The 13,972-nt window shown below is 43.9% G+C and carries 10 protein-coding genes; 4 read left to right on the top strand and 6 right to left on the bottom strand.

The window, feature by feature from the left end:
- The first annotated feature begins 642 nt into the window (after positions 1-642).
- The 3 genes from AB4138_RS11890 to fabV all read left to right on the top strand — a co-directional run bounded on the left by AB4138_RS11890 (position 643) and on the right by fabV (position 5,023).
- Complete coding sequence (locus AB4138_RS11890; protein ID WP_017065403.1) at positions 643-1,272, top strand: TetR/AcrR family transcriptional regulator; 630 nt, start codon at positions 643-645, stop codon at positions 1,270-1,272.
- A gap of 55 nt (positions 1,273-1,327) precedes the next feature.
- Positions 1,328-3,610, top strand: a complete 2,283-nt coding sequence (locus AB4138_RS11885; RefSeq protein WP_372134043.1) for an acyl-CoA dehydrogenase — start codon at positions 1,328-1,330, stop codon at positions 3,608-3,610.
- Between the two features lie 210 nt (positions 3,611-3,820).
- A complete protein-coding gene (fabV, locus tag AB4138_RS11880) occupies positions 3,821-5,023 on the top strand; it encodes an enoyl-ACP reductase FabV (RefSeq protein ID WP_017065406.1) in 1,203 nt (400 codons plus the stop codon).
- 306 nt (positions 5,024-5,329) lie between these two features.
- On the opposite strand, the gene AB4138_RS11875 is transcribed toward fabV, so the two are convergent.
- Together AB4138_RS11875 and AB4138_RS11870 are read right to left on the bottom strand one after the other, a co-directional pair.
- A complete protein-coding gene (locus tag AB4138_RS11875; protein ID WP_017060395.1) occupies positions 5,330-7,012 on the bottom strand; it encodes an aspartate:alanine antiporter in 1,683 nt (560 codons plus the stop codon).
- Between the two features lie 249 nt (positions 7,013-7,261).
- Positions 7,262-7,525, bottom strand: coding sequence for a GrxA family glutaredoxin (locus tag AB4138_RS11870; RefSeq protein WP_009847069.1), 264 nt, complete (start codon positions 7,523-7,525; stop codon positions 7,262-7,264).
- 406 nt (positions 7,526-7,931) lie between these two features.
- Between AB4138_RS11870 and AB4138_RS11865 the strand changes: the two genes are divergently transcribed.
- The gene (locus AB4138_RS11865) at positions 7,932-9,224 is read left to right on the top strand and encodes an iron-containing alcohol dehydrogenase (RefSeq protein ID WP_017060396.1); all 1,293 of its coding nucleotides are present in this window, start codon (positions 7,932-7,934) and stop codon (positions 9,222-9,224) included.
- Between the two features lie 124 nt (positions 9,225-9,348).
- Here AB4138_RS11865 and AB4138_RS11860 read toward each other — a convergent pair whose 3' ends face one another.
- From AB4138_RS11860 to AB4138_RS11845, 4 genes are all read right to left on the bottom strand, one after another.
- Positions 9,349-10,203 carry a MurR/RpiR family transcriptional regulator gene (locus AB4138_RS11860; RefSeq protein WP_004734686.1) on the bottom strand — a complete coding sequence of 285 codons (855 nt, stop codon included), beginning with the start codon at positions 10,201-10,203 and terminating at the stop codon, positions 9,349-9,351.
- A gap of 359 nt (positions 10,204-10,562) precedes the next feature.
- Positions 10,563-12,206 (bottom strand): pyridoxal-dependent aspartate 1-decarboxylase PanP, encoded by a 1,644-nt coding sequence (gene panP, locus AB4138_RS11855; protein WP_372134023.1) that lies wholly within the window; start codon positions 12,204-12,206, stop codon positions 10,563-10,565.
- A 118-nt stretch (positions 12,207-12,324) separates the two neighbouring features.
- Positions 12,325-12,852 carry a hypothetical protein gene (locus AB4138_RS11850; RefSeq protein ID WP_017066066.1) on the bottom strand — a complete coding sequence of 176 codons (528 nt, stop codon included), beginning with the start codon at positions 12,850-12,852 and terminating at the stop codon, positions 12,325-12,327.
- Between the two features lie 174 nt (positions 12,853-13,026).
- Entirely contained in the window at positions 13,027-13,932 is a 906-nt protein-coding gene (locus AB4138_RS11845) for a lysine exporter LysO family protein (RefSeq protein WP_017071961.1), read from the bottom strand.
- Between the last annotated feature and the right edge of the window lie 40 nt (positions 13,933-13,972).

Below are 13,972 nucleotides of genomic sequence, written 5' to 3'. Positions count from 1 at the left end.
ATTTCGAATGTAAGTCTCTATCCTTATTGATTAATTTACCAATAGTAGCAAGTGGCAAGCTTCGAATGGATGCACCGTAAATAGAGGAAACGTAGTATTAGGTTTGGACTCAGATAGGTAAACGTTGGCTAGTAGGTTGTTTGAAATACGAGTTCCAGTGATAACAATGTGCCAAGCATGGTAGTTCGATTTTTAGTAAAAAATGACAATATAAAAAGAATCGATCGCGCTGTTTAGTTTGTAGTTGTAGCTGTAGCTGTGAAGAGGGGTAAGTAAGGCTCACTCTCGTCCCAAACAACAAACAAAAAAAAAGCCCAAACCAACGTGGTTTGGGCGGATACAAGTATAGGAGTTAATAAGGAAAATGCAGTAATTAAGAAAGCAGTGAGAAGAACAAGTTTGACGGCCTGTTAAACTTCTAAATACGCTGTTTTCTATATAATTTATGACCCACCATTTCCATTTCAGTTCCAAGAAAATTCATTATTTTTTTCTTTTTTTGTAAACATACAGCGATTCAATCGGTTAGTGCTGAGTTTTATTAACTGGTACGACCAATTTGTGAAAATGTGATGTTGCTTGCTTGTTAAATAAATGTGCTAAGCGTATATTTCAAACAGTTGTTTAATACGAGTGATTGAAATGGCACCAAGAAGTACAACCAAAGACAAAATCTTAGATGTGGCTGAAGGCTTATTTGCTGAGCACGGTTTTAATGACACCTCTTTACGCACGATTACGAGTAAAGCGAATGTCAACTTAGCTTCAGTGAACTATCACTTTGGCGATAAGAAGACTCTGGTTCGTGCGGTACTCAATCGTTACTTAGAAGCATTTATGCCAGCACTGCAAGATGCATTAGTGAACTTAAACTTGAACGAAACGTATTCTATGAGTGACGTGTTTGAGTCTCTGAGACAGCCACTAAGAGCACTTAATGATGTTAGGCCAAATGGTACAAGCCGGTTCATGTTACTTATCGGCAGAGGCTATACAGATGTGCAAGGACACTTGCGTTGGTTCATTACTACCCGTTATAGCGAAGTACTTTCTTTGTTTACAACGTCAGTAATGAAGGCGAATCCGAACCTCACTCAAGAACAGTTATTTTGGCGATTACACTTCACCCTAGGGACTTGTGTATTCACCATGGCATCAAGTCAGGCTCTGGTAGAAATTGCAGAGAATGACTATGACAGAAAGATAGATGCTAAGGCAGTGGTCGATATTCTTATTCCATATTTAGCCGCAGGCATGTCAGCAGAAGAATAAAACAATAAAAAGCGAAACATTCACAACCAATATAGTGAACAAAAGGATCTGAACTATGAGCTCTCTAAGACAAAAATGGGTAAGTGACCCAGCTTTTAAACTCTTTAAAAAAGTACTACCACCACTATCTAGCACCGAGAAAGAAGCGATGGAAGCGGGTAGCGTGTGGTGGGACGGAGAGCTGTTTTCTGGTAAACCAGATTTCACTAAGCTGCATCAATACCCAAAACCTCAGCTGACAGCAGAAGAGCAATCGTTCATGGATAATGAGCTTGAAACCTTGCTCGCTATGCTTGATGACCACCAAATTGTAAAAGAAGATCGAGACCTTCCTGAAGAGGTGTGGAACTTCTTACGCAAAGAGCGTTTCTTTTCGCTAATTATTGCGAAAGAGTATGGCGGTCGTGAATTCTCAGCACACGCTAACTCAACTATCGTAACTAAGATTGCGACTCGCAGTATCAGTACTGCGGTTTCAGTAATGGTTCCAAACTCTCTTGGTCCTGGTGAGCTGCTGTCTCACTACGGCACTCAAGACCAAAAAGACTACTGGCTACCTCGTCTTGCTGACGGTACAGATATCCCATGTTTCGCACTAACAGGCCCAGAAGCGGGTTCTGATGCGGGTGGTATCCCTGATGTCGGTACTGTGTGCATGGGCATGCACGAAGGTAAAGAGACGCTAGGTATCAAGCTTAACTGGAACAAACGCTACATTACACTAGCACCAGTGGCGACGGTACTTGGTCTGGCTTTCAAACTTCACGATCCAGAAAAGCTACTGGGTGACAAAGAAGACATTGGCATCACTTGTGCGCTAATCCCGGCTGACCACGAAGGTGTTGTGATTGGTGAGCGTCATGACCCACTTGGTCTTGCGTTTATGAATGGTCCAACACGCGGTCACGATGTATTTATTCCTATGGAATGGTTAATCGGTGGTGCCGATTACGCAGGTAAAGGCTGGCGTATGCTGGTGGAATGTCTGTCTGCAGGTCGTGGTATCTCATTACCCGCACTTGGCACGGCGATGGGCCACCTAACGGCGAAAACGACCGGCGCATACGCTTATGTTCGTAAGCAGTTCGGTATGTCGATTGGTAAGTTTGAAGGAGTTGCAGAGAGTTTAGGTCGTATTGGTGGCTTAACGTATCTACTAGAAGCGACTCGTACACTAACAACTACTTCACTCGATATGAAAGAGAAGCCGGGTATCGTTACGGCTATCGCGAAATATCACATGACAGAAATGGCGCGTACTATCCTGAATGATTCAATGGATATCCACTCTGGTCGTGCAATTCAAGATGGTCCAATGAACTACTTAGCTGCGCCTTACCTAGGTATTCCAGTTGCTATCACAGTAGAAGGTGCGAACATCTTAACTCGCAACCTGATGATCTTCGGTCAAGGTGCGACACGTTGTCACCCATACGTGCTAAGCGAAATGGAAGCGGCAGCAAACCCAGATGAGAAGCAAGGTGCGAAGGATTTCGATAACTTGTTGTTCAAGCATATCTCTCACGCAACTAAGAACACGTTTGGTGCGGTCGGTGCGGCATTGACAGGCTCTAAGTTCATTAAAGCGGATATGAGCGGTCCAACGAAGCCTTACTACCAAGACTTAACTCGCTTGAGCCGTGCGCTTGCAGTGAGTGCGGATTTCGCAATGCTTACACTAGGTGGCGAACTGAAACGTAAAGAGCTTATCTCTGCACGTCTAGGTGATGGTCTAAGTTACCTATACATGGCGTCTGCAGCGCTTAAGAAGTATGAAGATGAAGGTCGTCAACAAGCTGACCTAGACTACGTACACTACGCGGTTCAACACTGTTTCCATAACGCGGCTAAATCGCTACAAGAAGCGTACAGAAACTTCCCGAACAAGATGGTAGGTAAAGTACTTAAAGGTCTAGTTTTCCCTGTCGGTAACCACTTTGAAAAACCAAGTGATAATCTAACGGTACAACTGGCAGAAAGCTTGATGACTCCGGGTGCACACCGTGAACGTCTAACTCACCTTTGCTACATAGGCAAAGAAGAAGAGGATAGTGTTGGCCTAATGGAGAATGCGTTCAATGCGATGTACAGCATCAAGCCTCTCGAACGTAAGATCTTCAAAGCAGTGAAAGAGGGCAAAGTGGCTCGTAAAGGTCTATTGCAAGATAAACTTGCTCAAGCACTGGCGGCAGATGTTCTTACTCAAGACGAAGTTGACCAAATCATTGCAGCAGACAAACTTCGCTACGCAGCGATTCAAGTTGACCACTTCAGTCATGATTACAGTGAAACTTTGACGCGAAAAGAGTTAAAACCTAAGCTAAATAGCGTTGCTTAGATAAAGAAATGACAAAAGGCACCTTATTAGGTGCCTTTTTTTGTTTTTGTCGTAGAAGTTGCAATAGAGGCGTTAACAAATGGTGACTTAGTCAGCAAATATTCGCTGAGTGCTCCAACCACTTGCATTTTCGCCACATTTTTACAGAAATTAGATGCCATTTGCGTACGAAACTTTTATCCTTAACCTGATTTTTTAAGGAAGTTGAATATGATCATCAAACCTCGAATTCGCGGATTCATCTGTACTACAACACATCCAGTCGGTTGTGAAGCTAATGTAAAAGAACAAATTGCTTACACAAAAGCTCAAGGCCCAATCGCAAACGCACCTAAACGTGTACTAGTTGTTGGCTCTTCAAGTGGCTACGGCTTGTCTTCACGTATTGCGGCTGCATTTGGTGGCGGCGCTTCAACTATCGGTGTTTTCTTTGAGAAAGCCGGTACTGAGAAAAAGCCTGGCACAGCTGGTTTCTACAACTCAGCAGCGTTCGACAAGTTTGCTAAAGAAGAAGGCCTATATTCAAAAAGCCTGAACGGCGATGCTTTCTCTAACGAGGCGAAACAGAAAACAATTGACCTGATCAAAGAAGATCTAGGCCAAATCGATATGGTTGTATACTCACTGGCGTCTCCAGTGCGTAAAATGCCAGAGACTGGCGAAGTAATTCGTTCATCTCTAAAGCCTATCGGTGAAACGTACACGTCAACTGCGGTTGATACGAACAAAGACACAATCATCGAAGCAAGCGTAGAGCCTGCAACTGAAGAAGAGATCAAAGACACTGTTACTGTAATGGGCGGTGAAGATTGGGAACTTTGGATCAATGCTCTTTCTGAAGCTGGTGTTCTAGCGGACGGTTGTAAGACGGTTGCTTACAGCTACATCGGTACTGAACTAACGTGGCCAATCTACTGGGATGGCGCACTAGGTAAAGCTAAGATGGATCTAGACCGTGCAGCGACAGCGCTGAACGAGAAGCTAGGCCAAACTGGCGGTACTGCAAACGTTGCTGTTCTTAAGTCTGTAGTGACTCAAGCAAGTTCTGCAATCCCTGTAATGCCTCTTTACATCGCTATGGTGTTCAAGAAGATGCGTGAAGAAGGTATTCACGAAGGTTGTATGGAACAGATCTTCCGTATGTTCAGCCAACGTCTATACAAAGAAGACGGCAGCGCGCCAGAAGTGGATGAAGTGAACCGTCTACGTCTAGATGACCTTGAGCTTCGCGAAGACATTCAAGATCACTGTCGTAACCTATGGCCTCAAATCACAACTGAGAACCTAAAAGAACTGACTGACTACGTAGAGTACAAAGAAGAGTTCTTGAAGCTATTTGGTTTCGGTGTTGAAGGTGTTGATTACGAAGCTGACGTTAACCCAGCTGTTGAATTTGATGTAGCTGACATCTAATTCAAGTTATCGAATCTAAACGAAATAGGCGCTCATTGAGCGCCTATTTTTTTGTCTGCTATTTGGTTCAAGAGATTAAGAGCAGATATGGGATTCGAGTGGCGGGATGCGAAGAGATTTAAGAGCGGATACGGCTACCGCGATTCGAAGGGGGACAAGAGTAGAAATAAGGGATGAAGAGAGTTAAGAGCAGGAGTGGGGAAGAAGGCTTGAACCGCTTAAAACAGGTTATAAAAAATGCACTAACCCAAAGTGAATTAGTGTATTCGAAATATCTAAGCTTGGCTGCTTTTAATGCAGCAGATGCTAGCTAATTATGATGATGAAAGTACCTGCTAAGGTCATCAATATATTGGCTATCGCATAAGTACCCGCATAACCCAGAGCCGGAATCGTTGAGCGAGCGTGGTCATTTACGATGTCCATCGCTGGAGCGCAAGTTCGCGCGCCAATGATTGCACCGAACAACAAAGCTCGGTTCATCTTCAATACGTAAGCGCCAACCAAGTAAGCGAAGAATACTGGCAGCACACTCACTACTAGGGCAATACCTATTACCTGTGGGCCAACTTGGGTTAAGTGCTCAAATATCTTACCACCGGCGCTCAAGCCGATACCGACCATAAAGAACATCAAACCGAGGTCTTTGACCATGTTCAGAGCACCTTGAGGCACATAACCGAAAGTAGGGTGGTTCGCTCGTAGGAAACCAAGCATGATGCCCGATAGAAGCAGGCCAACCGCGTTACCTAGCCCAAACGATACCTGACCGAATGTCATGGTGATCAAACCAAACAAAATACCCAAAATGAAGAAGCTACAGAAGGCCATCAAATCCGCCATTTGGCTGTGGATTGAGATGAAACCAATTTTCTCAGCTAGGCCGTGCACTCGACTCTTTTCACCACTCACCTGTAGGACGTCACCTTTAGAAAGCACGATGTTTAAGTCCATCGGCATTTCAATCTGAGCACGTACTACGCGGTTAAGGAAACAGCCGTATTCAGACAGGTTCAAGTCTGATAGGCGCTTACCTGCGATACTGTCACTCTTAACGACGATCTCTTCTTCCACGATACGCAGATCGAGAAGGTTACGGTCGAAAACTTCTTTACCGTTACGGAAGCTTGGGTCTAGACGAGCGTGGCTATCTGGGAAACCAACCAATGCGATCTCATCGCCTTCTTGCAGAATTGCATCACCATCTGGATGGGCAAGAATACCATTACGTCGAATACGCTCGATGTAACAGCCTGTTTGGCGATAGATGCCCAGTTCACGCAGATTCTTACCGTCAGTCCAAGAGATGAGCTCTGGTCCCACTCGATAAGCACGAATAATGGGCAAGTAAACCTTACGCTGACCTGAAGCGCCTAACCCACGTTCTTGGGCGATTTGCTCTGCCGAGTCGTGTAGGTTCACTTTTTGAAGTTTTGGAATCAAGCGAGCAAACATAATCATACTGATTAAGCCAACCAAGTAAGCCATCGCGTAACCGACTGAAAGGTTTTCGATAATCAGGCTCAAGTCCATGTTTCTTGGTAATTCTGCAAGCCCAGAATTCAGAGCATCTTGAGCACCTACCAATATCGGCGTTGCTGTTAAGGCACCTGCCATCATGCCTGCAGATAAACCAAAGCCTAGGCCAAGGTAATGACTACTGAAATAGGTTAGGGCAATTGCGGTAGAAAGTACCACAAGGCTCAGAATGAGGTAGTGCTTACCGTCTCTGAAGAAGATACCGAAGAAGTTTGGTCCAGCTTCAATGCCAACACAGTAGATGAACAGCATGAAACCAATGGTGAGCGCATCTGCGTTAAAAGAAAAGCCAAGATGTCCCATGATAAGGGAAGTAATCAAAACACCGATTGAATTACCAAGTTGGAGGCTACCGAAACGAATTTTACCAATGGCTAATCCAATCGATAAAACAACAAAGATGAGGAGAATGGGGTTTTGTTCTAACAGAAAAACAACGTCGATATTCACGGTGGTCGCTCAATAATTGGCGTGGAACACAGGGTAAGTTTGAGAGGTGAATTGTATCTAAATATAAATAAATTATAAGCAATATTTTGTTAATTTACTTGATTTTGACCTTATTCTTATTCCGTATGAAAACTGGTCATAAAAAAGCCCGCTACAGTGAGCGGGCTTTCTATAAATCGTACAGTCTAACGCCTAAATGGGTCAGCTGTTTAAGGCTTTAGCCCTGATTCTCGTTTGAGAAATCCTAGCTTAGTCGAAAAGACCTAGGTTTTCTTTTGCGTATGCTTCAAATTCTGTGCAGCCGCCGATGTGGTCTTGGTCGATGAAGATTTGTGGAACTGTATCGACAGGTTTACCAACAGTCTTCTCTAGATCAGCTTTGCTGATACCTTCAGCGTGGATGTCAACGTAACGGTAGTTGAAGTCATCGCGTTTAGCTTTAAGAGTTTCAGCATGCTCTTTTGCACGAACACAGAATGGGCAAGCAGGGCGACCAAAAATAACTACAAACATTTAATTTCTCCTAAATACGGGATGAGGCTCGTTAACTCGATTATGTTAACTATTCTTTAGTGAATGCCACTCAAAATTTCATAAAACCAACTATGCCTCAATGCCATGGGGAAATAAAGATGGAATTACCTCTTAATACAATAGGTTTTGTCTATCAGAGCAAATAATGGTCACAAAAAGGATCCATGCTGATTTCTGATGGGTATTCAGATTGATTACCCTTAATTTAAGAGTGTGAATTACCCCTAAGAATACGACATTAATCCATCTTTAATGCGACAAGTTGCACCTCGTCAAAAAAAGCGCATACAGAACGAGGCATCTTAATACTGATGCACTATATAAAGGCTAAATTCCAATAACCAAGAGTTCGCAGTTTTGTTCGGTCATAGGCGCAGGAGGCACCATGTTTCAATTTATGACATCTACAAAGATCATCTTTGGTGATGGAGCACTTTCCGCTTCATTGTCTCTCTTTAATCAATATGGCTACAGCGTGCTATTGGTTACAGGCAATACATTAGAGCGCACTTCAATTGTTACTGACTATCTTGATGCGCAGAGTATGCGTTATCAGCACATTGCCGTTTCCGGTGAACCTAATATCAAAATGGTTGAAGAGGCGGCTATTTCTGCTCGTCGATTTAAGCCAGATATGGTTGTCGCCATGGGGGGCGGTAGCGCCATCGATATGGGCAAAGCGTTGGCTGCGGTTTTACCTAATCAAGGCAATTTATATGACTATGTTGAAGTGGTCGGGCGTAATGTTCCTCTTAAAACCAAACCACTTCCGTTTATCGCAATTCCAACCACAGCGAGTACCGGCGCCGAGGTCACTAAAAACGCGGTGCTGAAATCAGGCCAAGACCAAGTAAAAATCAGCCTGAGAAGCCCAGACATGCTGGCCGACGTTGCGATTGTCGACCCAACCCTAACTCATGGAACCAATCTATATCTATCTGGGCGAGGTGCGATGGATGCCTTTACTCATCTAATGGAAGCCTACGTGTGTGGTGAACCGAATCCGTTAACCGATATGATTTGTGAAGAAGGGCTGCGTAAGTTGAGTGGTTCTGTGGTTAAAGCGTGTGTTTATGATGAGCCTCAAGCGCGTTCTGATCTTGCTTTCGCTTCTATGCTCGGTGGTATGGCGATAACTAATGCCAAGCTTGGCGCAGCCCATGGTTTAGCCTCCGCACTAGGAGGTAAGATTTCTGCGCCTCATAGTGTGATTACCGCGCGTTTAGCGCCGTTTGTGATGTTGGAGAACATAGCCGTTGCAAAAGAGCAGCAAAGAAGCGACATCCTAGCGCGTTATCAGCGAATCGCTCAGATAGTAACAGGTAACGTAGAAGCAATAGAAGAGGAGGCAATTTCTTGGTTATCGGAAGTGCTTGATACGCTTAAGTTACCCAACTTGTTGGAATTTGGTGTCTGTGAAGCCCAGTTTGATGAGGTGTCTGCCGACGCGCTCAAATCAGTGGCGATTAAAGGAAACCCTTTGCCGCTTAACCAAGAGAGGCTCGTGCATATTTTGAAGCAAGTATGCGAGAAGTGCAGTTGTAGAGAAGGGCATCATGAGGGAGCTTCAATGAATCAAATTGGGCAAGAGCCAGCTGTCGAGTCGAGCTTTACCATTATCAATTCTTATGCGTCCGAAAACAGCGTGGTTGAGAAGGGCAATAGTTGGACTATCTAACGGTCTTAAACTTGTTCGTTGTATAAGTCATTTTATACAGACAAATAAAAACGGAGCTCTAGGCTCCGTTTTTTTAATTCAACTTGTTCTCTGGTCATCTGTTTTCAGTTCATGACTAAGCAGATTAGAACTGAGAGTACTTCTCGTAACGTGAATCACGAAGTGACTCTTTGACGCGCTTTAGGTTCTCTCTGAAACCAGAACCACGACGTAGCGTAAAGCCTGTCGCTAGCACATCGATAACCGTCATCTGAACAACGCGACTTGCCATTGGCATGTAAACGTCAGTGTCTTCTGGAACATCCAGAGAAATAGACAACGAGCTCGCTTTATCCAGTGGAGAATCTTTTGCTGTGATAGCAATAACTGTCGCACCGTTTTCACGCGCTAAGTTTGCAATCTCAACTTGGCTTTTAGTGCGGCCAGTATGAGAGATAAGAACAATAACGTCGTTATCACTGCAGTTAATGCAGCTCATTCGTTGCATCACGATGTCTTCGAAACATGTGATTGGGATATTAAAACGAATAAACTTGTTTTGAGCATCTTTGGCGACAGCAGAAGAGGCACCCAGTCCGAAGAACGAAATGCGTTTTGCTTGAGTCAGCAAGTCAACAGCACGGTTTACTTGCATCGCGTCTAGACTGTTTTTAGCAACGTCTAGACAAGCCATAGTTGATTCGAAAATCTTATGCGTATAAGCATCTGGACCATCATCTTCTTCAACATTACGGTTCACGTAAGGTGTACCGTTTGCCAAGCTTTGAGCTAGGTGAAGTTTGAAGTCAGGGAAGCCCTTTGTGTCTAATCGACGACAGAAGCGGTTAACTGTAGGCTCACTCACGTCAGCCATTTTAGCTAAGGTAGCAATGCTAGAATGAATTGCAGTTTGAGGGGAAGCCATAATTACTTCGGCTACCTTGCGCTCAGACTTGCTGAAATTTTCCAGGTTTTTTTGTATTTTTTCTAATGTATTCATAGTGTTCACAAGGGTATAGAGAACAACTTGCTAGTTAATATCTTTTACCAGGGGGTATGGCTGAAGCAAATATCAGTAAACACAAAGCCAAATGTATATTTGGTATCGTAAATACTGCTGCGTCAAATAGATATCAAGCTAACTAGCACCATAGAGTCAGTATAAACCCAACATACTATTTACTAATACAAAAACAGGGCATGAATGCTTAAGAATATGACAAACCTCAACAAAATTTTAGAAAACTACAGAATTGGAAGAGAGTTTGAGCAAAAAGAATGCAAAATGGGTATGAACTGACAGCTTAGTTACATCAAAAAGAAAGAAATTTTCAATTTGATGCAACTAAAATTGAATGACTATGCGTTGATTTGCGTAACCAGTTTGTTGATTTTGCCCATCAAGTTTGGTGCTAGTTTAGAGATCTCACGCTGTTCTTCAAGCACTGACGAAAGAATGTCATTGCCTGTTAGTGGGTTTGCTAATACCACGCGGAAAACGATGATTGGCTGATGTACCCATGCTTCAGGGTTTAAGCGTGTACGTGACACGAAAGACTTACCTGTTTCACGCTGCTTCTTCTGAATAAACTTAGTCAGCTCATTGAGCAACTCATTCAGTTCGACACGATGTTCAGGCTCAGCTTTAAGCAGTGCCGCTTTGACTGACTCAGGGACATAGCGATAAGTCAGTAGGCAAAGCTCAGGTTCTGAAACCAGCTCGAAGTCGCTCTGAACTTTAATTAGGTCGGCAAAGTAGCGTGCTTTGTTAATGCTTTGGTCTATCAGCAGTTCATAACCTGGGCGGCTAATGATGTGCATTGCGGCGTAAACCAGCATTGCCATGCCTGAACGAGAACCTTCTAACGTATGGCTGCCTAAATCTTTTGAGCCCTTACGAAGAATGTATTGAGCATGATGTTCAATCGCAGTCATCGCATCTGGCTTCTTAAACAGAACCATGCCCGCACCCATAGGGATATAAAGCTGTTTATGCGCATCAATCGTGACTGAATCCGCGAGTTCAATACCATCAAGCAGATGACGATGATTGTTAGACATTAGAGTCGCACCGCCCCAAGCAGCATCAACGTGGAAATGACAATCGGATTCGGCACACACCTCAGCAATGTCTCTTAGCGGGTCGATATTACCGGTTTCGGTTGTACCAGCCACACCAATGACGGCGAAAGGTTTGATCTTGTTCTGCTTGAGTTGCTCAATCTTGAGTCTTAGATCATCAGTACAAATACGGTTGTCGTTATCTGTTTTAACAGACACTAGACCTTCTTGACCAATACCAAGGACATCCGCGGCTTTTTTCAGAGAGTAGTGGCCACGTTCAGAGACTAAGATGGCAAGGCCTTCGTAGTCGTAGTGCTTCATGGCTTTAAACAGGCCTTCTTTTTCTACACCTTTGAACGAACCTTGCGCTTTTAGTGCGTTGTTACGTGCAACCCAGAGCGCTGTAATGTTCGCGATGGTACCGCCAGAACAAAACGCACCTAAAGAGTGGTTTGCGCTGTGCATCCAACGAGAATAAAACTGGTCACTATCTTGATAAATCAGGCGATGTAACATGCCCAGAACTTGACGTTCTAGGGGAGTGAAAGCTTTTGAGGTCTCGATTTTTACTAGATTCTGATTCAACGCAATCATGATTTTTGAAAGCGGCATCAGGAAGTACGGCAACGCAGAGGTCATATGGCCAATAAAACTTGGCGAAGACGTGTGAACCGAATGAGACACAAGAGAATCGAGGAGATGCTCAGTATGTTCAGAAACAAACTCAGGCTGCTCTGGGATATGAGCATTTGAAAAATCTTTCTCAATTTCACGTAGCGGCTTTTCTTCAGCCACAATATGTTCACGTAAGAATTGATTCAGGTTTCGTGAAAGTTTGTCTTCAATTTGAGTGAGTGTTGAATCTGGGCCTTCAGGTACCGTGAAGATACGTAGAAGACTGTCGAAGCTAACATCTGCTGTTTTTTGTTCCGTAACCATAGCAAGCGAGTTATTTTTCTAATATTGACGCGAGCGGGACAATCTAAACGAAAACGGGAACAATGTCCCGTCTTAATTATGAAATCCAACTTCTCGAAAAAGCATATTAAATGCGGGGTTATTTACACTTAATCGCTTCAAGTTTACTGATCGACTGGTTGTAACGCTGCAGCGCTGAGTCGATTTGCTTAGGGTGACTAAGCAGCTCTGCAAAGGCAGAACGTAGTTCGTAGTTTTGAGCGTGAGGCGTTGATTGGCGGTCATCGAATGTTGTTTTCGCGATTTTACCAAGCTCATCATCACGTGTTGATAGCGTTTTAATGTCGTGTTGCTCAAGTTGCAACCAACCTTCTACAGGTTGCTCTGTTGCCACTTTGCTTGAGTCGTTTACTAAGTAGTAGTGAACCGCAGCACGGTTAAGCTCAAAGTGGTGCTTACGACCTTCTAGGAACCACTCACTCACTTCTGTTAGCTCTGGATATTGCTCAGAGGTTAATGCAGCAAGGTCGGCATACCAATTCAAAGAAGCGTCGATGTACGCATCATATTTTTTTGCTTGGCACTGGTTTGTCTCAGACATTGAATCTGCTGCAAAAGAGAAAGTAGAAGTTGAAGCTAGCAGTAATGCGACGCAAAGGCGTTTCATAGTGGTTCCTTTTGTAAGTTTATTCTTTTTATAACTTTGTCGTTACAGGTTACCGTGATCGTTATTTGTTGAGCAATGACACTTAGTGTCTTTTTATTTCGGTAACTGTATCGGTGTCTTAGGCATTGGTATTCGAGTTGCATTCTAATCTAAAACAAACGCTATTCCTGCGATCTAGTTAGCAAGAGATACAAAGAACAACATCAATATCGGAACAAGCAAGCTGAGGATAAAGCCACTGACGATAGCGATAGGCACACATCTAACGCCGCCTGTTGTTTGAATGACCGGTAAGGTGAAGTCCATCGCAGTCGCACCAGCATAACCAATGGAAGTGCATGGGTAGCTGCGAATTAGCACTGGAATCAGTACCAAGGCAACTAACTCTCTTAACAGCTCAAGCATGAAAGAAGCGCCACCATAGACAGGACCAAAGGCGTCACCCATTAAGATACCAGCCAGAGAGTACCAACCAAATCCAGAAGACATTGCCAAGGCTTTGAACAGAGGGATATCTAGGATGTAAGCCGCGATTACACCACCTAACATTGAGGTGATGATAATGGTGATTGCGATAACCATACCGTGCTTGTTGAGTAAGATCTGACGAAGTGTGAGTCCGCTATTACGCAGCTGAATGCCGATAAAGAATAGAAGAACAAACAGAATCCATTCGCTTGCGGTATCAACCCAATCAAGGCCAATAGGCAGCACTAAGCCAGCGATTAGCCCTGAACCTACCACTAAGATGAGTTTTGCAGATTCCATCGCCATAGAAGAGAGGGGAAGCTTCTTCTTGCTACTGTCGGTTTTGAGTGGCAATAACTTATCAATAGCGGGCAGTGCCATTAGGTTACATACGCTTAAGCAGACAAAGAAAGTGACGGTATATAGAAGGATTGTCTGCAGGTTACTGCCTAGGTTATCGAGGGCGGCTAAGCTTAGTCCCATTAACGCCAGAATCACGTAGATCAACCGCGATGTTGAGCGGTTGATAAATTCTAATGTCTGAGCGTTCGAAATTGCAAAAAGATACCCCACGACGAGTGGCGCAAATATAAAGATCATCCCTGTAAACATGCTTTCCCCATTGCATTTACTTCATATTACACTTACTTGT

Origin of the sequence: Vibrio sp. 10N.286.52.C3 (assembly GCF_041468865.1) — a bacterium.
GTDB lineage: Bacteria > Pseudomonadota > Gammaproteobacteria > Enterobacterales > Vibrionaceae > Vibrio > Vibrio crassostreae_C.
Note: the sequence above shows the minus strand (reverse complement) of the source record. Positions and strands in the feature narration are given on the sequence as shown.